The organism is Roseibium sp. SCP15, assembly GCF_040329435.1.
Lineage (GTDB): Bacteria > Pseudomonadota > Alphaproteobacteria > Rhizobiales > Stappiaceae > Roseibium.
In genome coordinates, this window is sequence record NZ_JBDZYI010000003.1 from 606,317 (window position 1) to 629,050 (window position 22,734).

Genomic DNA, 22,734 nt, shown 5'->3' on the forward strand with positions numbered 1-22,734 from the left:
TGCGAAATCAGGTAAATGTCCGCAGGTTCATTGACGGCTCGCCGGAGAACCTGTTGCGCTTGTTCTGAAAGCAAGGAACGTGCACCGGAAGAGGAAAGGTGGCGAGAGCAGCCACCGTTCCCGTATGTTCCATTCCTTCGAAGTTCGGGACTTAGTCGTCAACCGGATCGATCACCAGCAGCAGCCGGGTTGCATCGCTGCCACGCACTGCAGGTGAGCGGTGCAAGAGCGCCGTTCTTTCCTTCGAGGGCCAATTCGCTCCCCGGAACAGCGCAGCGGAGCCGGTTCTGACCGTCCGGATGCCCCGGCTGTCCGAAGTCTGTCCCTCGAGACAATACTCGGTTCCCGCTCCCCGATATGTGCACAGCAGTCTTGCCGGCACTGCGTCGAGGTGAAATTTCGGACACATGGTGTTTGATGCAACATCGAGGCGAACGCGCAAACTGCTGCAAGCGAGGACGTTTCCGGCCATGAAAGCAAGAGCGGCAATGTCATCAATCAGCATGTTCCGCTCTTCACAATCTGGCATCTTCGCCTGCTCGCATGCACTCGTTGCCAGAGATTGGACATGCTCCAACGGCGTTACAACTCTCATCGTTGGCAGGTGTCTTGCCGGAAGGTTGTCCAGCCACGCTTGAAAAGAGGGCTCGGGCCTTCGCTGCCAGACGGCGGCAGCCACGCCCTGCAGGCCAATGTCTTCAAAGACATCCGGCTCTGCCGCCAGCAAAACGTCCTCTGCCCTGCGTTCTTGTTGTCGCGGTACGGTCGACTCCAGGATCATGCTGCCTGCTCCGTCCTGCGCCAACTCGGAAAGGGATCGGGCATGCCCTGGAACGCTTTCAAATCGTTGCCTGCGGCTTCTTCAACAAGACATGCGTCCAGACGGGCCTTAAGCTGTGGCCAGTCAATTCCCGAACCAATGAAGACAATTTCCTGACGGCGGTCCCCAAAGGGCTCCATCCAATGAGATTTCGCGTAGGCTTGAGCTCGGGGATCTTCCGGCCATCGGTTCCTAGGTACGGAGGCCCACCAGATGCCGATCGGAGCAACGCTTGAAAGTGCGCCTGCCAGGGAAAATTCAGCTACCCATTCAGGTCGGGTCGCGACCCAGAAATGTCCCTTGGCCCGGATCACTCCCGGCAACGCACCATTTAAAACGGAATGGATATTCCGTGGCACAAATGGCCGCCGCGCCCGATATACGAAGGAAGCAACCCCATATTCATCCGTCTCCGGAACGTGATCGGCAAAACCATAAAGCTCTTTCGCCCAGAGCGGGTGTTCGTGGGCCTTTTGAAAATCGAAGAGACCGGTGTTCAAGACTTCGGTCGCAGGAATGTCAGAATAATCAGTCTCCAGGATCTTCGCGTCCGCATTGAGACTGCGAATGATCTTTCGTGCCGCGTCCACCTGACCATCCTGTGCGACGCTGACCTTGTTCAGCACAATGACATCGGCAAACTCTATCTGGTCGGTCAGCAAATGCACCAGCGTACGTTCGTCATCTTCACCGAGCGTCTCTCCGCGGTCCTGCAGAAAATCATGGCTGGAATAGTCCTTCAGGAGATTGACCGCATCCACGACAGTCACCATCGTGTCGAGCCGTGCCACGTCCGACAGACTTTCTCCCGCCTCATCCCGAAATTCGAACGTGGCTGCAACAGGCAGAGGTTCGGCGATGCCCGTGGATTCAATCAGGAGATAGTCAAATCGCTTTTCCTGCGAGAGGCGTCGGACTTCCTGCAGGAGGTCATCGCGCAATGTGCAGCAAATGCAGCCGTTGGACATTTCCACCAGCGTCTCATCAGTCTGGCTGAGCTCTCCCCCGCCCGCCCGAACCAGATCGGCATCAATGTTGACTTCCGACATGTCGTTGACGATGACGGCCACCTTCAGGCCGTCTCGATTGTTCAGGATGCGGTTCAGCAACGTCGTCTTTCCCGCACCGAGAAATCCAGACAACACCGTAACCGGCAGTCGCGTATCAGGCATTTTTGCGTCCATTGATCGTAATGTTATTACATTACATAAACACTAACACCCCACCTACGCAACCGGAAATTCCTTGCATGTTCCGGCAATGAAAAAGTCGCTCGCATCTAATGACGTCAGATAAAATCTATTTCCCGCTGCGACCATGTGGTGGATCGCACAATTTTGAAACTCGTGTTTGACTACACCTACAATGTGCCTGCTTCTTTTTTGCCATTGGAAAGAGCGGAAAATGACCAAGGCTTTGAATACTCAATCCGCCTCCGCAGCTGGATCGGAAATCTCATTCGAAACACGAAACCTGATCGTGTTCGATGCGGATTGCATCATTTGCTCCGGCTTTGCACGTTTCATGGCAAGGCACGACAGGCGAGCGCAGTACAAATTCGTCAATGCGCATTCCCCGATAGGTCGTGATCTCTATCTTCGCTTTGGCCTCGACGCGGACCGGATGGAAACCAACATCGTCATCTACAACGAGCAGGCGTTTACCAGGATGGCGTCTTTCACCACCGCCATGAAAAGTCTGGGTTGGCCCTGGAAGGCATTTGCAGTGCTGGATCTTCTGCCCAGGCAATTCGCCGATTGGCTGTATGACCGAATTGCCCAAAACAGATACAGGTTCGGCAGACGCAGCTGCCCACTTCCCACAGACAACCTGCGAGGACGACTTCTCGATTGACCTGTGCTCCCCGATCCCGGCACGCTCGCCCTGGAGACCTCTCGTTGGACGACATCGCAGACGCAGCGACAATGGTTTCAGTGCGCCCTCACGACCGCGAAACGCCACCCACCAGCCTTTTTCAGCTGGCGCTCGGAGGAGACTTTGATGCCTTGCCGGCTCCCGTACAGTCCTTGCACACGGTACAGGATCGCCATTCCTGGACCGGCCGGGCAAAAGTTACCCGCGGCAGCTCGGCATTCGCAAACCTGCTGTGTCGGTTGATCGGATTTCCGTCGGAAAGAGACGAAACGCCCCTGACCGTGACGATCGAGCGTCGCGACAACAAGGAATCCTGGACGAGGTGCTTTGGCTCCAGCGAATTCAGATCTGTCCTATCCTTGAGGGACAGCGAAGGTGCTGGTCATATTCACGAGCGTTTCGGTTTGATGGGGTTTGATATCAACCTGCAACGCGCACAAGACCAGCTTCATTTTCCGGTAGCAAGAGGAACCCTTCTCGGAATTCCGTTGCCCAACTGGCTCCTGCCCCGAAGCGAGGCCATGGAAACGGCCGAGGGCGGCAGGTTTCAATTTGACATAACAATCTCCCTCCCGGGCATCGGATTGCTCGTTCGGTATCATGGCTGGTTGGAACCTGTCCGCAACGACGACTGAACTGCAGCCGCACACCAGGTGCTTTCCAGCGGATCTGCAGAGAATTTGCAAACCCGTTGCGCAATTCCCTTGAAACTGCCGTCTACGCTTCAGCATCACGCATTCAGAGGCAGGAGCACCCCATCCCGGTGCCGTGCCGCAAAGGGTTGCTGGGGGTGATTTTGAAACAATTGGGCCGGACAGATTTCATTCCAAACAATTCAACCCAACTGAGATTGCCTCAACCAGGCAAACACGACCGCTCCCTCCTCTGAAGTCAACAAATCCAAACTTTCAATGGCAGGAGGAACAAGTTGAACGATCGAACATCGTCCGCACTGGAGTGGCTGCGGTATGACAAATTGAGATTTCCGGTCACCATACAGTCAGCCTTGGCCGGAGCTCTGGTCAGCACTGCCCTCATATTTGCAATGAACAATTACAGGCCAAACCCGGAGCAGGACATCTTTACTGGAATCGGACTGGCATCCGGTGTGATCGGAGGGTTGATATTCTCCGGCTGGTACGGTCGCCCCGGCAGAAGAGGACTGTTCTTCGCCTGTTTGGCCTCCATTTTATCCCCGATGCTGGGCGGCGCTGCTGTTGGGTCATTCATCGAACCGGGAATAGGTACCCTGCTTGGAGCCTTCATGCCCTTGCTGCTTTTCATAACGCCGGTTGCCTTGCTTGTCTGGTGTATCTGTCTTTGCATCATTCATCTTGCCACACTTCAAATGCGCTCGAAGTTCAAGGCCCCGCCGCCAAAACATTGTCCCTAGTGACAATTTCCCGTTTGACTTCAAGGGTTTTTGCAACAATCTTTCAACGGCTATCAAACTTCTTGAATCAAACTGTCAACCGCCTCAACCGGAATGCAAACCATGCCTGCCGTCTCGCGCCTGTCCGTCAACGTCAACGCTATCGCCATGTTGCGCAATCGCCGAGACCTGCCCTGGCCTAGCGTCACCGGCCTGGCCGCGATTGCCATGGACGCCGGCGCCAAGGGGATCACGGTTCATCCCCGCCCTGACGAGCGTCATATTCGCAAGACAGATGTCTTTGAACTTGCAGAACTGATCGAGGATCGTTTTCCCAACAAGGAACTGTGCCTTGAAGGCTACCCTTCTCCGGATTTCCTGAAACTCGTTGAAGAGGCCCGGCCGGAACAAGTGCTGTTCGTTCCCGACGATCCGGACCAAACAACTTCCGACCATGGCTGGGATTTTTCCAAGGACACAGGCGCACTGGAAACAGCCATCGCGGCTGCCAAGGAATGGGCTATTACAGTCTCCCTTTTCTGCGATCCAAACCCTGTCGATCCGGAACACGCGGCGCGATTGGGCGCGGAAAGGATCGAGATCTATACCGGCCCTTACGGCGCCTGTTACGACAATCCTGAAAAAGCGGCGAAGGAACTGGATCTGATCGCGGAAACCGCCGAAACCGCACAGAAGAATGGCCTCGGCGTCAATGCCGGCCATGACCTGACAGTAGAAAACATTCCGGCACTGATCGCCAAGGCCCCGTTCATTCGCGAAATGTCCATCGGCCATGGCTTCACCGCAGATGCACTGATTTACGGGTTCAAGGAAAGCGTCATCCGGTTCCGCAATGCAATGGGTGAGCTCTGAATGCAGCCCACGCTACAAAAGCAGGTCAGTTTCCTTCTGGAAACGGACAAACTCAAAGAGGTCTTCCGCCTGAACCAGCTCTCCAGCGGTGCGCGTACTGAAAGCACAGCGGAACATTGCTGGCACGTGGTTCTTCAAACGCTGACGCTGGCACACCATGCTCGCGAGGGCACCAATATTGATCACGTCGTGCGGCTTCTGGTCATGCATGACCTTGTAGAAATCGACGCGGGCGATCATTGGGTGACTGCGGAAAACGCTGCGGAGGTGTCCAACAAGGAACACGCGGCGGCCGAACGCCTGTTTTCGCTCTTGCCAGCTGACCAGGCTGCGGAGTTCAAGAACCTTTGGCTGGAGTTTGAAGCAAACAAAACTCCCGAAGCCCAGTTTGCCAACGCCATGGATGCGCTTCATCCGATGTTGCTGGTCTTCGCGTCTGGAATGGAAACCCCTACCCACGAACCGCTTTCCGCCGCAGACATGCGTCTTGCGAAGGAAGCGCGTCTTTCTCCCTTTCCCGGTCTTTGGTCCTACGCACAGGAACTGCTTGAGCAAGCCGTCAAAGACCAAAAACTATTACCCTGATCCCCTCAGAAGTCTCCGATCATCGGCCGACAGGAAAATTTGAATATGTCATTTGATCTCTGGCTCGTCTTCGTGGCCGTTTCCCTTCTGCCTGCCATCAGCCCGGGTCCCGGTATCATGCTGGCGATTTCCAACACACTCCGTTTCGGCCGCAATGCCACCCTCGCCTCGGCAACCGGCAATGCAGTCGGCCTCATCGTCATTGGATATGCCGTAGCCTTCGGCTTCGGGGCCTTGATGGCCACTTCCGCGCTTGCCTTCACGGTGCTGAAATTTGTTGGTGCCGCCTACCTGATTTATCTCGGCCTGAAGGTCTGGCGTGACAAGTCGAGTTTTCAGGTTACGTCCTCTGCTCTCTCGGACCGCAAGAGCAGCTTGAAACTGTTCCTCGAAGCCTTTTTCGTCTCAGTCACAAATCCGAAGGCAATCCTTGTCATCACGGCTTTGTTTCCACAATTCATGCGCGCTGAAGGCATCGACATGCTCGAAATTTCGATCCTTTCCGTGACCTACGCCGCGCTTTGTTTCGCCAATCACGCCATGATCGCCTTTGCGGGCAATCACCTGCGCAAGTTCCTGACATCGGCAAGGCGAATGCGCTGGGTCAGGCGTGTCACTGGCGGGTTGTTCGTCGGTTTCGGCACTGCTCTGGCAACCGCGACCCGATAGAGGTCACAAACACAGGGCGACCCCTAAAACTGAAGTGGCGCATTGTCCGTCACTTCTTTCATCACAAAGAAGGTTCTTGTCTGGCGCACGCCTGGAAGCGCGATAAGCTCCTTGCCGTGAAGCCTGTTGAAGTCTGCCATGTCTCTGGTTCGGATTTTCAGGAAATAATCGAAGTCTCCAGCAACCAGATGGCAGTCAAGAATGTAGTCTGCCTTGCGCACCACGTCTTCGAATTCGGCAAAGCTCTCCGGTGTCGACCGATCCAGAACCACTCCGACAATCACAAGCGCTGACCGGTCGACACGTTCAGGATCGATCTGGGCCCGTACGCCGCTGACAAACCCTTCCTCAAACAATCGCTGTGTCCGCCGGTGGCAGGTGGCTGGACTCACGTTCACCTTGCCCGCAAGCTCGGCATTGGTGAGCCGTCCATCTACCTGCAAGAACTTGAGAATCCTGCGATCGACTTTGTCCAGCTCTTCTACCATGAAAGATTCTTCCGATATTTTCCCTAATATTTTCTATTTTGCCAGTTGGTTCTAGGAAATTGAAGAAATTATGAGCATGAAATCAGGCAATTTAGAGAGCACCTTTCATTGAAATTCTGAGACGCTTCAGGGGTCTTTCGAACAAAGGTGATCTTCATGAACCTTCAGAAATTTGAACGCTATCCGCTCACATTCGGGACGACACCGATTGAACATCTGCCACGTCTTTCCGACGCACTTGGCGGAAAGGTGGAAATCTACGCTAAACGGGAAGATTGCAATTCCGGTCTTGCCCTTGGAGGAAACAAGCTGCGCAAGCTTGAATACATTGTCCCTGACGCTATCGCCTCGGGAGCCGATACACTGGTTTCCATAGGGGGTGTACAGTCCAACCATACCCGCATGGTTGCGGCGACCGCTGCCAAGATCGGCATGAAATGCGTGGTGGTGCAGGAAAAATGGGTTCCGCACTACGATGCGGTTTACGACCGGGTCGGCAACATCCTGTTGACGCGCCTGATGGGGGCCGACTCCCGTCTTGTCGAAGACGGGTTTGATATCGGTATTCGACAAAGCTGGGAAGACGCCATGCAGTCCGTCCGCGACAACGGCGGCGTGCCTTATGGGATCCCGGCGGGTGCATCCGTGCACAAATACGGAGGGCTTGGATATGTCCGATTTGCCGAGGAAGTTCGCTCCCAGGAAGAGGAGCTTGGTTTCAGCTTCGACTACATCGTTGTGTGTGTCGTGACCGGTTCCACACAGGCGGGAATGATCGTCGGGTTTGCCGCTCAGAACCGGGCGGGCCGGGTTATCGGCATTGATGCCTCCGGAACGCTAGATCAAACCCGCGGGCAGGTTCGCCAGATTGTCGATACGACTGCCGAGCTGGTAGAGCTTGGACGAGCCGTTCGTGAAGATGAGATCATTATCAATCCGGACTACGCTTATCCGGCCTATGGCGTTCCTTCAGAAGAAACGAACGCCGCCATTCGACTTGCGGCCCAAACTGAGGCGATGATCACGGATCCGGTCTATGAAGGCAAATCCATGCAAGGCATGATCGACCTCATCCGGACTGGCCAGATACTCGAAGGCTCCAGGGTTCTTTATGCCCACCTCGGCGGGACGCCCGCAATCAACGGCTACAGCTACTATTACAAGGACGGCTAGTCTCGTTCGCCTTGCCAGCCCTTCACCAGCGGGGCATCCACATCAAAAGCGCCCCGCTGGACAAGCGAAGTCGCTTCCGCAGAGCCACTTGCTGTGACTGGCAATCGCGCCGCGTCAGGCCGCCTCTGCCCGCTTCATTTTTTGGTGCTCGTCTTCAACAAGGCCGATTTTCCAGTAGCCTGAAATGTAAGTGTCTTTCTTCGGCAGCTTCCGTTCGTTGTGAAGATAACCGCGCAATGCCTTGATCACCGAGCTTTCCCCGGCGATGCAGGTCTGGACGACGCCGATCGGCCAATTCATGGACGTGACAAAATCGAATTGAGCAACGGATGGCTGATAGACATTTTCATGAACAAGCCAGTGCAGCTCGATACCTGCAGGCGCTTTGATCTCCCGAATATCTTCTTTTGACGGCACTTCAAAAACAGCAACCCCTCTTGCCTCAGCGGGCATGGCTTCAAGCGTCGCTTCAGCCACCGGCATCGCGGAAAGGTCGGCGGCAACCAGATACCATTCTGCATAGAACTCGGTGATTTTCGGTTGGCTCGGCCCAAAGAGCCCCAGGAAGCTGCCTTCCCTTGCCTGCTGCGCCCATCGTGTTGCCGGGCCTTCATCACCATGGGCAACAAAGTCAATATCAAGCTCAAGCTCAACCGGGCGATAGGAACGAATGGTATAGGTGCGAACCGGATGGATCTTTTCCTCAGGTGCATCGGGAGCAAAATAGGCTTCGAACGCTTCCCGGCTTTCGCCGTCGCGAGGCAGGACCAGTTTGCAGTTGGCCCCTTCGTGGCCGAGCGGAAACCCTTCCAGCTCCGGGCCGGCAAATGTGACGCGGATCATGTGAGGACTGAGATACCTGACTCGACGGACAGTCAGAAATCTTGGGCGGCGTTTGAGTTTGCTGGCCACGAGGCACCTCATAAAAGTTGAGAAATTATCTCAAGATTTAACAGTGACGGTACCGTTTTTGAAGACCCGGACTGACCATTTTTCGGAAACAGTCTGTCTTCGAGTGCGTTCGCTTCCCACAAACGCTCAAAAAAAAGCCCGCCAAATGGCGGGCTGTGTCAGTTGGGAGGAGAAGTCTGTTCATCAGTTACGGATGATCGGCTCTTTCAGATCTTCAGGCCGCTTGTCTTTGATGATTTCCCAATTCAGCGTCGCGTTGTTGATGTGACCTGGAACGTCCTGCTCGAAGCGTTCCTGAACTTTCAGCGAATTGTTGAGATAGAGCTTGCCATCGACGATCGACCATGCTTCCGGGACGACCGGAACCTTGAAGCCCATTGCTGCGCCGAATGCGCAGAAGCCACCATATTGCGGGGCATATTTGGCCGGATCAGCCACGAACTTGTCTCTGTTTTCCGCAGAAGAGAACTGCCAGGTGACATCGTCATATTGAGCGGTGTAATCCGCGTTCCCTTCCACCGGCTTGCCTTCGGTGAAATATGCAACCGGGTCAGTACCACCAATGGCCACGCCGGACTTGGTGAATGTGGTGATTTCATCTGCAGAAGCAGTAAAGGCGGCGACGGAGAAAAGGGCCGTCAGACCCAGAAGAACGGACTTGGACGTATAAAGCGGCATGGACGTCTCCATTGAGGATAAGAGAAGGCGTTTCCTGAGCGGCGCATAAATGCATCGCACTGGTTGGAAAATGTCTTCTGACGCCAGGAATATCCAATCACCCTTGATCACAGAGCCGCCAGCAGACCGACAGAAAACGTGATGGGCTTCTATTCACAGCCCCGGCAGAACGGTTTCGTCGCTTGAAACGGGGGCTGGATCGCGTGGTGCGACCAGTCCGAGCACCAGATATATTGCCGCTTCGATCTCCAGGTCGGTCACGGTCTCATTGCGGAACAGCAGCCGGAAATAAACGAGGCCAAGCAGCAGGTCGATGCGGGTTTCCATGTTGGTTTCAAAAGGCGTTGCAATGAAGATCTGGCGCAGGACGAGCCGCTGGTTTTCTTCAATTCCTTCAAGAACCCGCCGATACGGCAAAACATCAGGACATGAGATCAAGGATTGCACAGCATTGCCGAGTTCAGTGGCCTGGAAGGCTTCGACCAAACCGCTCAGGCACCGCCTGAGATCCAACGCAACGTTTCCACGTTGCGGCGCAACTGGGTCTAATGCGGCACTCGCATTCTCGACAGCTGAGGCGATCAGGTCCGTCTTGTCCTTGAAACGGCGGTAGACGGCCTGCTTGCTGGTTCTGGCACGTGTCGCAACGGCTGACACGGTTGTTCTTTCAAGACCATGCGCAGAAAGCTCCGCGAGCGTCGCTGCGTATAGGGCTTTTGTCACTCTGTCGTCTCTTGGACGACCTGCATTTGGCTTCACCGCGCCCATATTGTCGCAAACACCCAACTGAATTACGGTACCAATTAGTTCCGTAATACTGAGTTTAAGGTCTGAAATCAAACTGCCTTTCTTGTTTTTCCGGCGACCAGGGAGCACACAGATGCTGACCTGCCCTCGGGCTGATGCCTGACATTGGCAGACCGAATTGACGAGGAAAAAAATGTCTGTTGATACCGAAACGGTAAAACGCGTTGCCCGGCTTGCCCGCATCAAGGTGAGCGAAGACGATGCCACCCGAATGACTGGAGAGCTCAACGCCATTCTCGGCTTTGTCGAGCAACTCGATGAAGTCAACATTGATGGCGTCGAACCGCTCACATCTGTCGTTGAACAGACGATGAAAAAGCGCGTCGACGGCGTTTCCGATGGCAACAAGGCCAATGACATCACACTCAACGCCCCGGCCTCTGAAGACAACTTCTTCATGGTTCCGAAAGTGGTCGAATAACCCGATCACCCTTTGCAGATTTTCCGGTCCCATGAGGCCGCTTGAGAGACAAAGTCATGACTGACCTCACAAAACTCACCATCGCCGAGGCCCGTGAGGGCCTGAAGAACAGGGATTACACCTCGCTTGAATTGACCGAGGCATTCCTGAAAAACATCGAAGCCGCCAACAGCTCACTGAACGCCTACGTTGCGGTCACCTCCGATCAGGCCCGTGACATGGCCAAGGCGTCCGATGAAAAACTCGGAACGGGCGACGCCGGTGCGCTTGAGGGTATTCCCCTCGGCATCAAGGACCTGTTCGCCACCAAAGGCGTGCACACCCAGGCATGCAGCCACATTCTGGACGGTTTCAAACCGGCTTACGAATCCACCGTCACGTCCAATCTGTGGGCTGACGGAGCTGTCATGCTCGGCAAGCTGAACATGGACGAGTTCGCGATGGGCTCCTCCAATGAGACGTCCTACTACGGCGACGTCATCAACCCGTGGCGCAAGAAGGGCTCCAACCAGGATCTGGTTCCGGGTGGTTCTTCCGGTGGTTCGGCGGCAGCGGTTGCGGCCCGCATGTGTATGGGCGCCACGGCGACCGACACGGGCGGCTCCATTCGCCAGCCTGCTGCCTTCACGGGCACGGTCGGCATCAAGCCGACCTATGGCCGCTGCTCCCGCTGGGGCGTCGTTGCCTTTGCCTCTTCGCTCGATCAGGCAGGCCCAATCGCCCACACGGTGCGCGACAGTGCCATTCTGCTGAAATCCATGGCCTCCGTTGATCCGAAGGACACCACCTCGGTCGACATCGAAGTGCCGGACTACGAAGCCGCGATCGGCAAATCCGTCAAAGGTCTGAAGATCGGCATTCCAGCGGAATATCGCATGGATGGCATGCCGGGCGAGATCGAGGAACTGTGGCAGCAGGGAATCGAGTGGCTGAAAGATGCGGGCGCGGAAATCGTCGATATCTCCATGCCGCATACCAAATACGCCCTGCCCGCATATTACATCGTTGCTCCGGCCGAAGCCTCGTCCAACCTGGCCCGCTATGACGGCGTCCGCTACGGATTGCGCGTTCCGGGCAAGGACATTGTGGAGATGTACGAAAACACCCGTGCCGAAGGTTTCGGCGAAGAGGTCAAGCGCCGCGTTCTGATCGGCACCTACGTGCTGTCTGCCGGCTACTATGACGCCTACTACCTGAAGGCACAGAAAGTTCGCACCCTGATCAAGCGTGACTTCGATCTGGCTTGGGCGAACGGTGTCGACGCAATCCTGACCCCGGCAACTCCGTCGGCTGCTTTCGGCGTTGCCGATCAGGACCTGCATTCCGATCCGGTCAAGATGTACCTGAACGACATCTTCACGGTCACGGTGAACATGGCCGGTCTTCCGGGCATCTCCGTTCCGGCCGGTCTCGACAAGTCCGGCCTGCCGCTTGGTTTGCAGTTGATCGGGAAACCGTTCGATGAAAGCACGCTTTTCCAGGTTGGCCAGGTGATCGAGGACGCTGCCGGGTCCTTCGAACCGGAAAACTGGTGGGGTTGACGCCCCCTTGCCGGGCCCCCGCACCAACAGGGGCCCGGCGCTCTTCCCTGCCTGTCTGCTTCTCTGAAGTCCCCCCAAGAACCAGACGCAGCTCAAGGCAACAGCCAGAGCGATCCCTCCCTTCCCGGCCGGAGACCTGCAATGCATGACATCGAAACCCTCGTCATCGGCGCCGGTGTCGTTGGACTGGCGTGCGCTCGTGCCCTGGCTCTTTCCGGCCGCGAGGTCATGGTCCTGGAGCAGCATGATCTGATCGGCTCAGAGACCAGCGCCCGCAATTCCGAGGTCATTCATGCCGGCATCTATTACCCGACAGGTAGCCTGAAAGCGCGTCTTTGCGTCGATGGAAAGCAACAGCTTTACACGTTCTGCGCCGAAAACGGTGTTGGTCACGACCGTATCGGCAAACTGATCGTCGCCGCGCACGATGCACAGCTCGACGAGCTTCAGAAGATCAAACGAAAGGCAGCGGAAAACGGCGTAACGGACCTAGTCTTTGTCGACCGCAACGAACTGTGCGAGCGGGAACCGGCACTGAACTGCTCAGGTGCACTCTGGTCGCCTTCCACCGGTATCATTGACAGTCACGGCTTCATGCTGGCCCTCCAAGGCGGGCTCGAGGCACATGGTGGTCAGGTTGTATTGAACACCAGGGTTGAGTGCATTGAAGCCCTGCCTGAAGAAGGCTACCGCGTTCAGGTTGAAACTGATGGAGCGGAAAGCTATGCCATCACCTGCCGGGAGCTGATCGTTTCGGCCGGTCACGGAGCCCCGGCCCTGATGTCGGCGTTTCCTCAGGCACACCCGCCAAAGGCATATCTGGCCAAGGGCAACTATTTCAAGCTGCAGGGCAAAGCTCCCTTTTCCACCTTGATCTATCCGGTTCCCGAACCAGGTGGGCTTGGCGTTCACCTGACCCTGGACCTTCAACATCAGGCCCGCTTCGGGCCTGACGTGGAATGGGTGGAAAATTTCGACTACGAGGTGGATCCGGCACGCGGTGACAAGTTCTATGCTGCAATCCGGAACTACTGGCCCGATCTGCCGGACGCTTCCCTCGTTCCCGATTATTCCGGCATCCGCCCCAAGATCGTTGGCCCTGGCGAACCTGCAGCCGACTTCCGCATAGACGGCCCCGAAGCCCACGGCCTCACCGGATTGGTCGCGCTCTATGGCATGGAGTCACCAGCCCTGACATCAGCTCTGGCGATTGGAGACGAGGTGAGAGATCGTTTGTAAGATCTCAATCGCAACCTTCAGCAATCAAAATGCCCGATAGTTGTTCAATCCCAGCGCGGCGTTAGCCGAAGTCTTGATTTCGGGGTCGGCTTCGGACAACTCGCGTTCAAGCTGTTCAATCTCCTTTCTGCTCGGGAAGAACGCTCTTAGTTGCCTTTTCTTGCCAACCAGTCGCCAGAGGTTCTCAAGATCGAAGGTTAGCTCATGAATGGAAAGTTGGACGATTGTCCGAACGATATCCAACGTATTGCACTTATCGATCAATCGTCGTAAGCCGCGTGCCTCGAATTCACCTTTCCCGCGCTTAATAATTGCAGAGATCGCCTCGAACTCAGGTTGAAATGCGTTACCGGTCAGCGCCGTTGCGGCTCTTTGAGCGAAGTGAAGATCATCGTGCTCCAACGCAATTCGAAGCAAATCTTCGATGGCCGTCCGATCCTCAAGCAGCGCCATTAGTTCAAGCCAGGCAAGATCGGGCTGTACGGACAGCCTCTCATAGGCTGTTCGAATTTCTCCTCTCCCCAGCGCATCTCCGTATCTGGCGACAAGGCGAGCAACCCAGAACGGAGGCCCTTCATCATTCCGCAGTTGCTCAATGAGATTTAGTAAGAAATTATCTGCGCCAATGACCTTCTTCAGTCCGAAAGCTGCATTGTCTGCCAAACTGATATGACTTGACGACATGAAGGGCAGGAAAACTTCCTTCCGATGCAAGCGGCTGTCCGGATGGTTCAAGACGTATTGAAGGGCAACCCGCTGAACGTCGACGGACCTGTCTGACAGACCAACTTCGGCGAAGTCGTCCTTTTTCAAGCCAAGATCGTAGTTGGTCCGACGGATGTGTCTGTCTGCCTTCCAGGCGAAGCCACTATCGAGGATCGTTTTCAATGCCAATCTTCGAACGGCGTGGTGCTTCCCTTCTTTGACTAATTTTGAGAGCAGATCTGAAATCATTCCGCGCTTGAGCGCGAGCTTCAGCAACACACTCGCCCGATCCATGGGACTTTGCAGAATCGTCTTCTTCAGTTCTTCCAAGCCGCCGGTTTCGAGTATCATTCTGTCAACGAGGATCAGCTCTTCGGTTTGCAATCGTCCCATTTCCCCGGAACTTAACAGTGCCTCAAGACATCCAGATACAACACGTGCCAAGTTTCGGTCAGGAACAGATGTCTGCCATACGCACCGTTCGATTGCTCTGACGGCTGCCCGCCGGACTTCAGGAACCCAATCGTTCAGTCGGCGTACTAACAGAGCAAGGGAAAACGAACCTGATATGGAGTGAATTTGATCAAGCGCAGCTTCACGCACATAACCAGAGTGATGCGTGGTGAGTGCTAATGCCGCTCCCTGATCAACACGAGCAAGAGCAATGGCTCTCACCCGCATTCTGCGAGAGCTTAACTTTGAGTGCATCGAGCCAAAAAACGAAGACCACATATCCGGCTCGAAAGACCAGGGCAAATCATTCAGGATTGCTCGGATTTGGGTTTCTATCAGGATGACACAAACCGGGTCGTGTTCGTCCAACAACGTTTGCAAGGGAGAAGCGGAAGTACACTTCCTGCCCCAGCTTTGGGTCACGAGTTGCAGGGCAGTATCAGGTCCCTTCATCTGCCGGAGAGCTTTCGAAGCAGAGTGAGACAGCTGTCGCAATTTCATAGTCAGTTCAATCGAAGTGCCGTTGAATTCGGGGTGGTTGTCACAAACTCCTTGCACACATCACGGGAAAGTGCACGCTAAACAACCAGAATTTTCAGCGACTTCGCATTTCAGACCTTAGTGCACCCGACCACTCTCAGCCTCAAGGATCCCATCCGCGTCCAGACCCGCAATCGGCAGCCTTTTATCGGTTGGCACATCACCGGAAAGCTGCAATGCGAGGTAGCGGCCACAGCATACTCTCAGGAAGCTGGTGAAATTGCCGAGGTCATGGCCTGCATCAATGCTCTCGTGGTGCAGTCGGGTGATCAGCTGCACGACGTTCATTCCGTCTCGTGCGGCGATTTCTTCCAGAGCGTTCCAGAAAAACGCCTCCAGCCGAACCGATGTGACCATGCCATCGATACGCAGGGATTTCGTCGAGCTTTCCCAAAGCTTGGGATCCGCTTCGATGAAGAGTTTGCACATGAATTCCCCTCCCGATTGCCTGAATAATCCACGGCATGGATTGCCGGATCAAGCCCGGCCATGACAGGCAAGGAGTGTCTCCTGCCTGCCATCGCCGACCCTTCCGGTCTTTTTTGGACCAGATGTTCTTGCCCGGACCAATGATTGCGTCCCGTCAGGCAGCCAGTGCACCGGCATCCCTGCCCTTGAGCACAGCGTCGAACTGCGCCAGCCAGGCAGGATGAGCGGGCCAGGCGGGAGCCGTCACCAGATTGCCGTCAGTCACGGCAGCGTCTATGGCAATCTCTGCATAGGTCGCACCAGCCAGTTCCACTTCCGGACGGCAAGCCGGATAGGCTGACACGACGCGACCTTCGATCACCTGCGCCGCGGTCAGGATCTGAGCTCCATGGCAGATCGCCGCCACAGGTTTGCCCTCATCCATGAAATGTTTCACGGCAGCCAGAACTTCGGCCTCCAGACGCAGATATTCAGGTGCCCGGCCACCCGGGATCAGCAGCGCGTCGTAGGACTCAACATCAATGTCTGCGAAACTCGCATTCAGAGTAAAATTGTGGCCACGCTTTTCAGTGTAGGTCTGGTCGCCTTCGAAGTCATGAATGCAGGTCGCAACGGTCTCGCCGCTTTTCTTGCCCGGGCAAACCGCATCAACCTCATGTCCCATGGCAAGCAATGCCTGGAACGGAACCATGGTTTCATAGTCTTCGGTGAAGTCACCTGTGATCATCAGGATCTTTGCGCTCATGCCATTTCCTCCCATCAGAATGTCGCGATGAGAGGACGCTAGCAGGCGAAGCCTTTGAGTGGGTATTAGGCGAGTACTACAGCGTAATAATTCAGGATTTCGAGCCGTGCCAGGTTTGAGGCTGCCTCATCAGCAGCCGGTCGTTCGCCTGAACATGTGACAGGGCGATACCCGCCAGAACCATCCAAACATAGAGCAGAATTTCCAGGAGACGTTGAAAGAGACCGCCAAAATCCTGAGACAGAACGATCCCGCTCAAAAGCCCCGCTCCCGCAACGAACAGCGCGGCGGCGAGACGCACCTGAACCTTAACACTGTCCGCGCGCCTCAACCCGAGTGACACCAGATACAGTCCGCACAGACCAGAGAGATAGGCCAGAAACCCGGCGGCGGCATGGACTAGATGCGACAGCGACGGTGCCTCGGGGCGGCACTCGAAATCACAGGGAAACAATGCAGCGATCATCAGCAATACCGCATAAAGCCCGAGCAGAATAAGGCCCGCCATCACTAACGGTCTGCCGGAGACGGCCCGCAGGGCAAAAACCACAAACAGAATTACCCAGATTTCGGCCCCGGCAAACACAATGAGGTTCACCCACGCCCCGTGCTCGGTCCCAGTGGCACCGAGTACGCTCATGAACTGAGCCAGATGGCTGTATCCCGGATACAGGAAACCGGCGGTAAAAACACCGCTGACCAGCCAGAAAAAGCTCAACAAAGGCAACAAGATAAAAAGGTTTGGCCTGTTCATGGCCAAACCCTAACACACCGCTGGACGGCAATCACCTCGACAACGGTTCGGCGCGATGCGTGCGTGAAAGCCGATCAATCCCGGTAATCAGGCTGAGTTCTGTCCAGTTCGCGCTTCAAGTGAGCGAAATGCGCATAGCCCATTCCGACATAGGGTTCCCATTCCGCCGCTGTCTTGGCAGCGAGATTGTCCGACATGACGGCAAGCGGCTGCCCTGTTGAATAGGCTTTCAGAAGCGTCTCGGCGGCACGCTCGAAGAAATACAGATGCTCAAACGCTTCAGCAACCGTTGCTGCGGCGACAGAGACCCCGTGATTGCCCATGATCAGGATCGGCTTGTTGCCGAGGGTCTCGGCGATCCGCCGCCCCTCTTCGGCTTCATCAGCCATTCCGCCGAAACCGAGATCGATGGCAACTTTGCCGTAAAACCGCGCCGTGTTGAGGTCGATCGGCTTCAAGGTCGGGTCCTGCAGGGTCGCAAGCGCGGTCGCGTTCGGCGCATGACAGTGGAACAGAACACGCGCTGCCGGATTGCTCCGGTGAACCGTGCCATGAATGCACCATGCGGACGGGTCCGGGGCATCCTCGCGCTCCATCACTGCATCATCCGTCGCGTCGAGCAGAAGAAGATCACTGGCCTTGATATCGGAAAAGTGCCGCCACTTCGGATTCATCAGAAACTTGGAACCGTCGTCCGACACGGCAACGCTGAAGTGATTGCCGACCGATTCATGCCAGCCGAATTTCACCGCAAGGCGAAAAGCAGCCGCAAGATCTTCGCGCAGCTCCTGTTCATCGCTGGTTTGCGCTTGTGCAAGGGTCATGCCCGTCTCTCCTCCTACTTGAAGCGCCCTTCCCCGGACAGGACCCGGAAGGTTGAACGCATTTCCCCTCTGTCGATATAGCAGCCGCGCAGATGCCGGTCACCGCTGGTGGCGGAATAGGCCGCGCGTCCATGTACGATCCGGTGATTGTCGAAAACGATACATTCTCCTGCATTGAGCCGGAACTGCATCAGGTACTTGTCGTCCTGCATCAGGCGCCCGAAGCGACAGAAAGCCGGATAGTAGCGATCAAGATCCCTTTGCGGCAGATCGAAAATGTCAGCCTGATGCTGGCTGATGGTCACGCCGGAGATGTTGCCGTATTCATCGAGCTCGATCACCCGCTGGCGGGCACGCATATCAAACGTGTCGTGCTCGCAATAATAGGGAACATCCGTATTGACCAGCAGTTCGAACTCATCAGGATAAAGTTTGCGGAAGTCTTCGGCCACCGCCAACCCGTCGACAAAGAGGCTGTCGCCGCCATCAACCGAGTTTGCCCGGCAATGCAGGAACTGAACGCCGGGAGCCGCGTCCTCAGAAGGCAGGTCGGTGTGCAGCTCCAGCGCTTTGGAGGTGAACGCCAGGTTTGTCGGCTTGATATGGGTTTTGACTTCGAATACCCGGCCGAAATAACTGGGGCGTACGTGGCCGATCATGTTGGCAACGTCCAGAAGGGCCTCATCGGTGTCCGGCAATCCGGTCAGCAAGGCGACACCATCTGTCAGCATGGTTTTGACCCAGTTCCTGATATGGGTCTTGTCTGTCGTCAGATCCGCGTAGGAAAACCGTCCGATCTCTTCGTAATGGTCGGAATACCAGGGTTTGCGCGGAAAATTGGCACTGTCGAAACGTTTGGCCCCGTTGGCATAACCGGTCAGGGTTTCCATGGGCATGCGCGTCACGTGTTCAGAGCCGGCCCAGGTTACTTCCAGATGTCCTGCTGAAATCGACGCGGACGCAGCCCTGGGTGCAACCTCTTCCGCAAAGATGTCGTAAACGCGCTCGCGGGTTGCCGTATCGAAGGACGACGGACAATTGTCCCGCAGCCAGTAATAGTTGAAATAGGCCGTTTCGCCGTTGCTCAGCGGTACATCCAGGCCATTTTCACCCAACAACACACCGGCTTCACCAGTTCCGAGCATCACTCCCTCCAAATAACTTAACCTGCTCGAATTCTGCAGACGAAGGGCACAAATTCGCCAACCCTTTCGATCTGCGGTCAGTTTCGGGAAAATGCGCTTGTGTGAACGATTTGAAAAGGTGATAAAAACAGAAGTTAACTTAATCAGAGACTAAACTTAAACGTCACATGAACCGACTTCCGCCACTCAGATTGCTTCATGTCTTCGAAACCGTGCACAGCGCAGGTAGCGCCAAGAGGGCAGCCGGCGAGCTCAATGTCTCTCTATCCGCAGTCAGCCAGGCACTTCGGCAGCTGGAAGAGCATATCGGCACATCTCTGTTCGACCGCAGCACACGCCCGGCAGGATTGAACGAGGCCGGAGAAATACTGCTGAAGGCAGTCATCGAAAACCGGGAACGCCTGGCCGAAGCCTTGAGTGAGATTCAGGCGCTGACCACGCAATCGGGGACCTCAGTGACCGTCGCCTGCACGGTCGGCTTTGCCACCTATTGGCTGATGCCGAGGCTCGAGGCCTTTTATCTCGATCATCCGGACATTGCCGTGAACGTGCAGACAACTCCGCAGGAAGTACCGCATATGCCTCCCGGCACAGACATCGCCATGCGTTTTGGTGACGGGCGCTGGAACGACGGCGACATGCAGCATCTCTTTGATGAGATCATTGAACCGGTCTGCGCTCCTGTGCTGGCAGAACGTCTTCGCAAGGAAGATCGGAATCTCGCCTCGGCTCAGCTCATCCATGTGGAATTTCCGGACCCCAACTGGGTGACATGGTCCGACTATTTCGTGCAGACCGGTCAGAAACCCGCGGGCACTTCAAAGGGCCTCAAGTTCTCCAACTACGTCCAGGCCGCACAGGCGGCTCTGTCCGGTCACGGCATCATGCTTGGCTGGCGTTCAACCAACGGTGACCATGTCCAGAAGGGCCTGCTCGTACCGATCGGCCTCCCTGTCATGAGACCCAAAAGCCGGTTCTACATAACCCTGTCGCACCGCAGCCGTAACGTGGAAACGGCGCAGGTGGTAATCGACTGGATGAGGATGACGGCAGATACCGAAACGCCTGAACCGGTATGAATTCAAGACCGAGGGCCTTAGAAAGGAATTAACCTATGGTCGATATCAGGAAACTTAAAATCCAGACGTGTTTCCGTGGAAGGAATTCGAGTTGGCTGACAAAAGCTTTGGAAGACGTGGAGCACAGCACAACTCCGCTCAAAATTCAGCAAGACTTCAAGGCAGCATGCAAAATCCGGCTCAGTTCAGAAGCCAATTCCAGCAGATGTCGGCGAAAAACACAAAATCTGATCCGAGCAGAATTCAGGGACCCGTGCCTGGTCTGGCCGGGTGGCTTGCAGGTGCAGGCACCCAGTTTTGCCTTCTTTTCGCAGACGGCAACTTTGACCGCGCCGTAGCAGAAGGCGGAAGCGCAACGCTGGTCATATTGGCTCTGGCCGCCGTCGGACTCATTTCACTGCTGATTTTCATCGGCTTTGCAGGCTTTACGCTTTTCACGTTCTCCCGGCGCTCGAGATCCAAATGGTTCCTCGGAGGCTTCCTGCTTGGTATGGCATCCGTTTCGATAGCTATGTAAAATTTGTCGAGCATCCGCATTTAAATACTCTCTATCCAGGCCTCTTCGAACTGATGGTCAAACTCGGGGCTTCACGCGACGTTTCGGAACATTGGATCGGTGCGAACAGTTGTCGGAAGGCAAACCTGTTTCCACTTGTCAATTTCCTCTTGACCTCCCCGTTTGCCAATGTCATAACCGCACCCGAACCGTACGGTACGGTTCACCCGAAAAGACATTCGTCTCCACAGCACTCTGACCGACACCTGAAGACATGCCAGCAGCCGCTTTTGACATTGCCACTTCCCGCCCGGACGCAGCGCCCGAGTTTTCGCCGCGCCAGCAGGTGGTGTTGCAGCATGCGCTGAAATTGCTGGTGGAAGGAGGCGAAAAGGCACTGACGACGGCAGGACTTGCCAGGACGGCCAGCTGCTCCAAGGAAAGCCTCTATAAATGGTTCGGTGACCGGGATGGCCTTTTGGCTGCGGTTGTTGCCTACCAGGCCAGCCAGGTTCAGTTTCCCTCCGAGGCAGGTGCAACAGCAGACGCGGAAACGTTCCGCGCGCATGTCGCTGCTTTCGTCGAAGCCCTGCTGGGGGTTCTCTTTTCCGAGACATCACTGGCGCTAAACCGGCTATCCATCGGTCAGTCCAACACAAATTCCAACCGGCTCGGCCAGCTCCTGCTGATGCGCGGCAAGCACATGATTTCGTCACGTGCGCGTACCATGCTGGAGAGCGGCCGTCGGCATGGGCTTTTGAAATTCGACCATGCCGAGGATGCCTATCAGGTGCTCTATGGCCTGGCGATCCGCGACGTTCACGTTCGGCTACTTCTCGGTGAAGCTGCCAGCCCCGCCGAACAGGATCTGAAATCACAGGCCGAAATGGCCGTCGACCGCTTTTACCAGTTGTTCGGGGCATAGGAACCGGCGCTGGACCAACTGGGAACCACCAGAAACAACAAAGACCGGCAATGAAGACCGGCTTTTTGAAGAACAACGGAATGCAAACGGGAGAAAGGAACCCATGCGCGTTTATTATGATCGTGATGCTGATCTCAACCTGATCAAATCCAAAAAAGTCGCCGTCATCGGCTACGGCTCGCAGGGCCGTGCCCATGCCATGAACCTGAAAGACAGCGGCTGCACCGAGCTTGCCGTTGCTCTGCGCGAAGGTTCCACCACTGCCCTGAAGGCCGAAGCTGACGGCTTCAAGGTCATGACCGTGGCCGAAGCTGCGGCCTGGGCCGACCTGATGATGATGGCAACGCCGGACGAACTGCAGGCCGACATCTACAAAGACCACATTGCAGGCAACATCCGTGACGGTGCTGCAATCGCATTCGCTCACGGCCTCAACGTTCATTTCGGCCTGATCGAGCCGAAGTCCACCGTTGACGTTCTGATGGTCGCGCCGAAGGGCCCGGGCCACACCGTGCGCGGCGAATACCAGAAGGGCGGCGGTGTGCCGTGCCTGATCGCCGTTCACCAGGACGCTTCCGGCAACGCGCACGACCTCGGCCTGTCCTACGCATGTGGCGTTGGCGGTGGCCGCTCCGGCATCATCGAAACCACCTTCAAGGAAGAGTGTGAAACCGACCTCTTCGGCGAACAGGCTGTTCTTTGTGGTGGCCTTGTCGAGCTGATCCGCGCTGGTTTCGAGACCCTGGTGGAAGCCGGTTACGCTCCGGAAATGGCTTATTTCGAGTGCTTGCACGAAGTTAAGCTGATCGTGGACCTGATCTACGAAGGCGGCATCGCCAACATGAACTACTCCATCTCCAACACTGCCGAGTGGGGCGAGTACGTCACCGGCCCGCGCATCGTGACGCCGGAAACCAAGGCTGAAATGAAGCGCGTCCTGACCGACATCCAGAACGGCAAGTTCACTTCCGACTGGATGCAGGAATACCGTGCAGGCGCAGCCAAGTTCAAGGCAACCCGTCGCCTGAACGACGCTCACCAGATCGAAGAAGTCGGCGAAAAGCTGCGCGGCATGATGCCGTGGATCAAGTCCAACGCTCTGGTCGACAAGACCAAGAACTAAGACTGATCAGTCATTCTGGAAACAGAGAAAGCCGGGCAGCGATGCCCGGCTTTTGCTTTTTTG

At 55.9% G+C, this 22,734-nt stretch carries 26 protein-coding genes; 14 read left to right on the forward strand and 12 right to left on the reverse strand.

Annotated features, from left to right (window positions below; all coding sequences use genetic code 11):
• Positions 1 to 151 precede the first annotated feature (151 nt).
• Together ABLO27_RS16690 and ABLO27_RS16695 are read right to left on the reverse strand one after the other, a co-directional pair.
• Positions 152 to 781: a DUF1826 domain-containing protein gene (locus ABLO27_RS16690; protein WP_353034064.1), complete on the reverse strand. Its 630-nt coding sequence runs from the start codon at positions 779 to 781 to the stop codon at positions 152 to 154.
• A complete protein-coding gene (locus tag ABLO27_RS16695) occupies positions 778 to 1,992 on the reverse strand; it encodes a GTP-binding protein (protein ID WP_353034065.1) in 1,215 nt (404 codons plus the stop codon). Before ABLO27_RS16695 ends, ABLO27_RS16690 begins: the two co-directional genes overlap by 4 nt.
• 232 nt (positions 1,993 to 2,224) lie before the next feature.
• Here ABLO27_RS16695 and ABLO27_RS16700 point away from each other — a divergent pair, with 232 nt between their 5' ends.
• From ABLO27_RS16700 to ABLO27_RS16725, 6 genes are all read left to right on the forward strand, one after another.
• Positions 2,225 to 2,674, forward strand: a complete 450-nt coding sequence (locus ABLO27_RS16700; RefSeq protein WP_353034066.1) for a thiol-disulfide oxidoreductase DCC family protein — start codon at positions 2,225 to 2,227, stop codon at positions 2,672 to 2,674.
• A 44-nt stretch (positions 2,675 to 2,718) separates the two neighbouring features.
• On the forward strand, positions 2,719 to 3,330 hold the full coding sequence (locus tag ABLO27_RS16705) for a DUF4166 domain-containing protein (protein WP_353034067.1): 612 nt from the start codon (positions 2,719 to 2,721) through the stop codon (positions 3,328 to 3,330).
• A gap of 293 nt (positions 3,331 to 3,623) precedes the next feature.
• Positions 3,624 to 4,088 carry a hypothetical protein gene (locus ABLO27_RS16710; RefSeq protein ID WP_353034068.1) on the forward strand — a complete coding sequence of 155 codons (465 nt, stop codon included), beginning with the start codon at positions 3,624 to 3,626 and terminating at the stop codon, positions 4,086 to 4,088.
• Positions 4,089 to 4,190: 102 nt separating this feature from the next.
• Positions 4,191 to 4,940, forward strand: coding sequence for a pyridoxine 5'-phosphate synthase (locus tag ABLO27_RS16715; RefSeq protein WP_353034069.1), 750 nt, complete (start codon positions 4,191 to 4,193; stop codon positions 4,938 to 4,940).
• Complete coding sequence (locus ABLO27_RS16720; RefSeq protein WP_353034070.1) at positions 4,941 to 5,525, forward strand: HD domain-containing protein; 585 nt, start codon at positions 4,941 to 4,943, stop codon at positions 5,523 to 5,525.
• 45 nt (positions 5,526 to 5,570) lie between these two features.
• The gene (locus tag ABLO27_RS16725; protein WP_353034071.1) at positions 5,571 to 6,194 is read left to right on the forward strand and encodes a LysE family translocator; all 624 of its coding nucleotides are present in this window, start codon (positions 5,571 to 5,573) and stop codon (positions 6,192 to 6,194) included.
• A 23-nt stretch (positions 6,195 to 6,217) separates the two neighbouring features.
• Here ABLO27_RS16725 and ABLO27_RS16730 read toward each other — a convergent pair whose 3' ends face one another.
• Positions 6,218 to 6,682: an Lrp/AsnC family transcriptional regulator gene (locus tag ABLO27_RS16730; protein ID WP_353034072.1), complete on the reverse strand. Its 465-nt coding sequence runs from the start codon at positions 6,680 to 6,682 to the stop codon at positions 6,218 to 6,220.
• Between the two features lie 156 nt (positions 6,683 to 6,838).
• Between ABLO27_RS16730 and ABLO27_RS16735 the strand changes: the two genes are divergently transcribed.
• Positions 6,839 to 7,855: a 1-aminocyclopropane-1-carboxylate deaminase gene (locus ABLO27_RS16735; RefSeq protein WP_353034073.1), complete on the forward strand. Its 1,017-nt coding sequence runs from the start codon at positions 6,839 to 6,841 to the stop codon at positions 7,853 to 7,855.
• 114 nt (positions 7,856 to 7,969) lie between these two features.
• On the opposite strand, the gene ABLO27_RS16740 is transcribed toward ABLO27_RS16735, so the two are convergent.
• The 3 genes from ABLO27_RS16740 to ABLO27_RS16750 form a co-directional block, all read right to left on the reverse strand.
• Entirely contained in the window at positions 7,970 to 8,779 is an 810-nt protein-coding gene (locus tag ABLO27_RS16740) for a siderophore-interacting protein (protein ID WP_353034074.1), read from the reverse strand.
• Between the two features lie 171 nt (positions 8,780 to 8,950).
• Complete coding sequence (locus ABLO27_RS16745; RefSeq protein WP_353034075.1) at positions 8,951 to 9,445, reverse strand: YHS domain-containing (seleno)protein; 495 nt, start codon at positions 9,443 to 9,445, stop codon at positions 8,951 to 8,953.
• A 153-nt stretch (positions 9,446 to 9,598) separates the two neighbouring features.
• Positions 9,599 to 10,168 carry a TetR/AcrR family transcriptional regulator gene (locus tag ABLO27_RS16750; protein ID WP_353034076.1) on the reverse strand — a complete coding sequence of 190 codons (570 nt, stop codon included), beginning with the start codon at positions 10,166 to 10,168 and terminating at the stop codon, positions 9,599 to 9,601.
• A 217-nt stretch (positions 10,169 to 10,385) separates the two neighbouring features.
• Between ABLO27_RS16750 and gatC the strand changes: the two genes are divergently transcribed.
• The 3 genes from gatC (at position 10,386) to ABLO27_RS16765 (ending at position 13,453) form a co-directional block, all read left to right on the forward strand.
• The gene (gene gatC / locus ABLO27_RS16755; RefSeq protein ID WP_353034077.1) at positions 10,386 to 10,673 is read left to right on the forward strand and encodes an Asp-tRNA(Asn)/Glu-tRNA(Gln) amidotransferase subunit GatC; all 288 of its coding nucleotides are present in this window, start codon (positions 10,386 to 10,388) and stop codon (positions 10,671 to 10,673) included.
• A 56-nt stretch (positions 10,674 to 10,729) separates the two neighbouring features.
• Positions 10,730 to 12,214: an Asp-tRNA(Asn)/Glu-tRNA(Gln) amidotransferase subunit GatA gene (gene gatA, locus ABLO27_RS16760; RefSeq protein ID WP_353034078.1), complete on the forward strand. Its 1,485-nt coding sequence runs from the start codon at positions 10,730 to 10,732 to the stop codon at positions 12,212 to 12,214.
• A gap of 141 nt (positions 12,215 to 12,355) precedes the next feature.
• A complete protein-coding gene (locus tag ABLO27_RS16765; RefSeq protein ID WP_353034079.1) occupies positions 12,356 to 13,453 on the forward strand; it encodes an NAD(P)/FAD-dependent oxidoreductase in 1,098 nt (365 codons plus the stop codon).
• Positions 13,454 to 13,477: 24 nt separating this feature from the next.
• On the opposite strand, the gene ABLO27_RS16770 is transcribed toward ABLO27_RS16765, so the two are convergent.
• The 6 genes from ABLO27_RS16770 to ABLO27_RS16795 all read right to left on the reverse strand — a co-directional run bounded on the left by ABLO27_RS16770 (position 13,478) and on the right by ABLO27_RS16795 (position 19,048).
• The gene (locus ABLO27_RS16770; RefSeq protein WP_353034080.1) at positions 13,478 to 14,980 is read right to left on the reverse strand and encodes a hypothetical protein; all 1,503 of its coding nucleotides are present in this window, start codon (positions 14,978 to 14,980) and stop codon (positions 13,478 to 13,480) included.
• Between the two features lie 249 nt (positions 14,981 to 15,229).
• The gene (locus tag ABLO27_RS16775) at positions 15,230 to 15,580 is read right to left on the reverse strand and encodes a ribbon-helix-helix domain-containing protein (protein WP_353034081.1); all 351 of its coding nucleotides are present in this window, start codon (positions 15,578 to 15,580) and stop codon (positions 15,230 to 15,232) included.
• Positions 15,581 to 15,734: 154 nt separating this feature from the next.
• On the reverse strand, positions 15,735 to 16,325 hold the full coding sequence (locus tag ABLO27_RS16780; protein WP_353034082.1) for a DJ-1/PfpI family protein: 591 nt from the start codon (positions 16,323 to 16,325) through the stop codon (positions 15,735 to 15,737).
• Positions 16,326 to 16,416: 91 nt separating this feature from the next.
• Positions 16,417 to 17,079 (reverse strand): DUF998 domain-containing protein, encoded by a 663-nt coding sequence (locus ABLO27_RS16785; protein ID WP_353034083.1) that lies wholly within the window; start codon positions 17,077 to 17,079, stop codon positions 16,417 to 16,419.
• A gap of 74 nt (positions 17,080 to 17,153) precedes the next feature.
• Positions 17,154 to 17,903, reverse strand: a complete 750-nt coding sequence (locus tag ABLO27_RS16790) for a class II aldolase/adducin family protein (RefSeq protein ID WP_353034084.1) — start codon at positions 17,901 to 17,903, stop codon at positions 17,154 to 17,156.
• Between the two features lie 14 nt (positions 17,904 to 17,917).
• Positions 17,918 to 19,048 (reverse strand): TauD/TfdA family dioxygenase, encoded by a 1,131-nt coding sequence (locus tag ABLO27_RS16795; protein WP_353034085.1) that lies wholly within the window; start codon positions 19,046 to 19,048, stop codon positions 17,918 to 17,920.
• 167 nt (positions 19,049 to 19,215) lie between these two features.
• On the opposite strand from ABLO27_RS16795, the gene ABLO27_RS16800 reads away from it, so the two are divergent.
• From ABLO27_RS16800 to ilvC, 4 genes are all read left to right on the forward strand, one after another.
• A complete protein-coding gene (locus ABLO27_RS16800; RefSeq protein WP_353034086.1) occupies positions 19,216 to 20,127 on the forward strand; it encodes a LysR substrate-binding domain-containing protein in 912 nt (303 codons plus the stop codon).
• A gap of 253 nt (positions 20,128 to 20,380) precedes the next feature.
• Positions 20,381 to 20,644 carry a hypothetical protein gene (locus ABLO27_RS16805; RefSeq protein WP_353034087.1) on the forward strand — a complete coding sequence of 88 codons (264 nt, stop codon included), beginning with the start codon at positions 20,381 to 20,383 and terminating at the stop codon, positions 20,642 to 20,644.
• Positions 20,645 to 20,897: 253 nt separating this feature from the next.
• Positions 20,898 to 21,548, forward strand: a complete 651-nt coding sequence (locus tag ABLO27_RS16810; protein WP_353034088.1) for a TetR/AcrR family transcriptional regulator — start codon at positions 20,898 to 20,900, stop codon at positions 21,546 to 21,548.
• Between the two features lie 103 nt (positions 21,549 to 21,651).
• Positions 21,652 to 22,671, forward strand: a complete 1,020-nt coding sequence (gene ilvC, locus ABLO27_RS16815; RefSeq protein ID WP_353034089.1) for a ketol-acid reductoisomerase — start codon at positions 21,652 to 21,654, stop codon at positions 22,669 to 22,671.
• Positions 22,672 to 22,734 lie beyond the last annotated feature (63 nt).

Coding starts and splice junctions, on each gene's coding strand:
- ABLO27_RS16730 (WP_353034072.1), bottom strand. CDS start 6,682: ATGGTAGAAGAGCTGGACAAAGTCGATCGCAGGATTCTCAAGTTCTTG.
- ABLO27_RS16725 (WP_353034071.1), top strand. CDS start 5,571: ATGTCATTTGATCTCTGGCTCGTCTTCGTGGCCGTTTCCCTTCTGCCT.
- ABLO27_RS16790 (WP_353034084.1), bottom strand. CDS start 17,903: ATGACCCTTGCACAAGCGCAAACCAGCGATGAACAGGAGCTGCGCGAA.
- ABLO27_RS16735 (WP_353034073.1), top strand. CDS start 6,839: ATGAACCTTCAGAAATTTGAACGCTATCCGCTCACATTCGGGACGACA.
- ABLO27_RS16780 (WP_353034082.1), bottom strand. CDS start 16,325: ATGAGCGCAAAGATCCTGATGATCACAGGTGACTTCACCGAAGACTAT.
- ABLO27_RS16700 (WP_353034066.1), top strand. CDS start 2,225: ATGACCAAGGCTTTGAATACTCAATCCGCCTCCGCAGCTGGATCGGAA.
- ABLO27_RS16720 (WP_353034070.1), top strand. CDS start 4,941: ATGCAGCCCACGCTACAAAAGCAGGTCAGTTTCCTTCTGGAAACGGAC.
- ABLO27_RS16740 (WP_353034074.1), bottom strand. CDS start 8,779: ATGAGGTGCCTCGTGGCCAGCAAACTCAAACGCCGCCCAAGATTTCTG.
- ABLO27_RS16695 (WP_353034065.1), bottom strand. CDS start 1,992: ATGCCTGATACGCGACTGCCGGTTACGGTGTTGTCTGGATTTCTCGGT.
- ABLO27_RS16715 (WP_353034069.1), top strand. CDS start 4,191: ATGCCTGCCGTCTCGCGCCTGTCCGTCAACGTCAACGCTATCGCCATG.
- gatA (WP_353034078.1), top strand. CDS start 10,730: ATGACTGACCTCACAAAACTCACCATCGCCGAGGCCCGTGAGGGCCTG.
- ilvC (WP_353034089.1), top strand. CDS start 21,652: ATGCGCGTTTATTATGATCGTGATGCTGATCTCAACCTGATCAAATCC.
- ABLO27_RS16765 (WP_353034079.1), top strand. CDS start 12,356: ATGCATGACATCGAAACCCTCGTCATCGGCGCCGGTGTCGTTGGACTG.
- gatC (WP_353034077.1), top strand. CDS start 10,386: ATGTCTGTTGATACCGAAACGGTAAAACGCGTTGCCCGGCTTGCCCGC.
- ABLO27_RS16810 (WP_353034088.1), top strand. CDS start 20,898: ATGCCAGCAGCCGCTTTTGACATTGCCACTTCCCGCCCGGACGCAGCG.
- ABLO27_RS16785 (WP_353034083.1), bottom strand. CDS start 17,079: ATGAACAGGCCAAACCTTTTTATCTTGTTGCCTTTGTTGAGCTTTTTC.
- ABLO27_RS16800 (WP_353034086.1), top strand. CDS start 19,216: ATGAACCGACTTCCGCCACTCAGATTGCTTCATGTCTTCGAAACCGTG.
- ABLO27_RS16795 (WP_353034085.1), bottom strand. CDS start 19,048: ATGCTCGGAACTGGTGAAGCCGGTGTGTTGTTGGGTGAAAATGGCCTG.
- ABLO27_RS16775 (WP_353034081.1), bottom strand. CDS start 15,580: ATGTGCAAACTCTTCATCGAAGCGGATCCCAAGCTTTGGGAAAGCTCG.
- ABLO27_RS16745 (WP_353034075.1), bottom strand. CDS start 9,445: ATGCCGCTTTATACGTCCAAGTCCGTTCTTCTGGGTCTGACGGCCCTT.
- ABLO27_RS16690 (WP_353034064.1), bottom strand. CDS start 781: ATGATCCTGGAGTCGACCGTACCGCGACAACAAGAACGCAGGGCAGAG.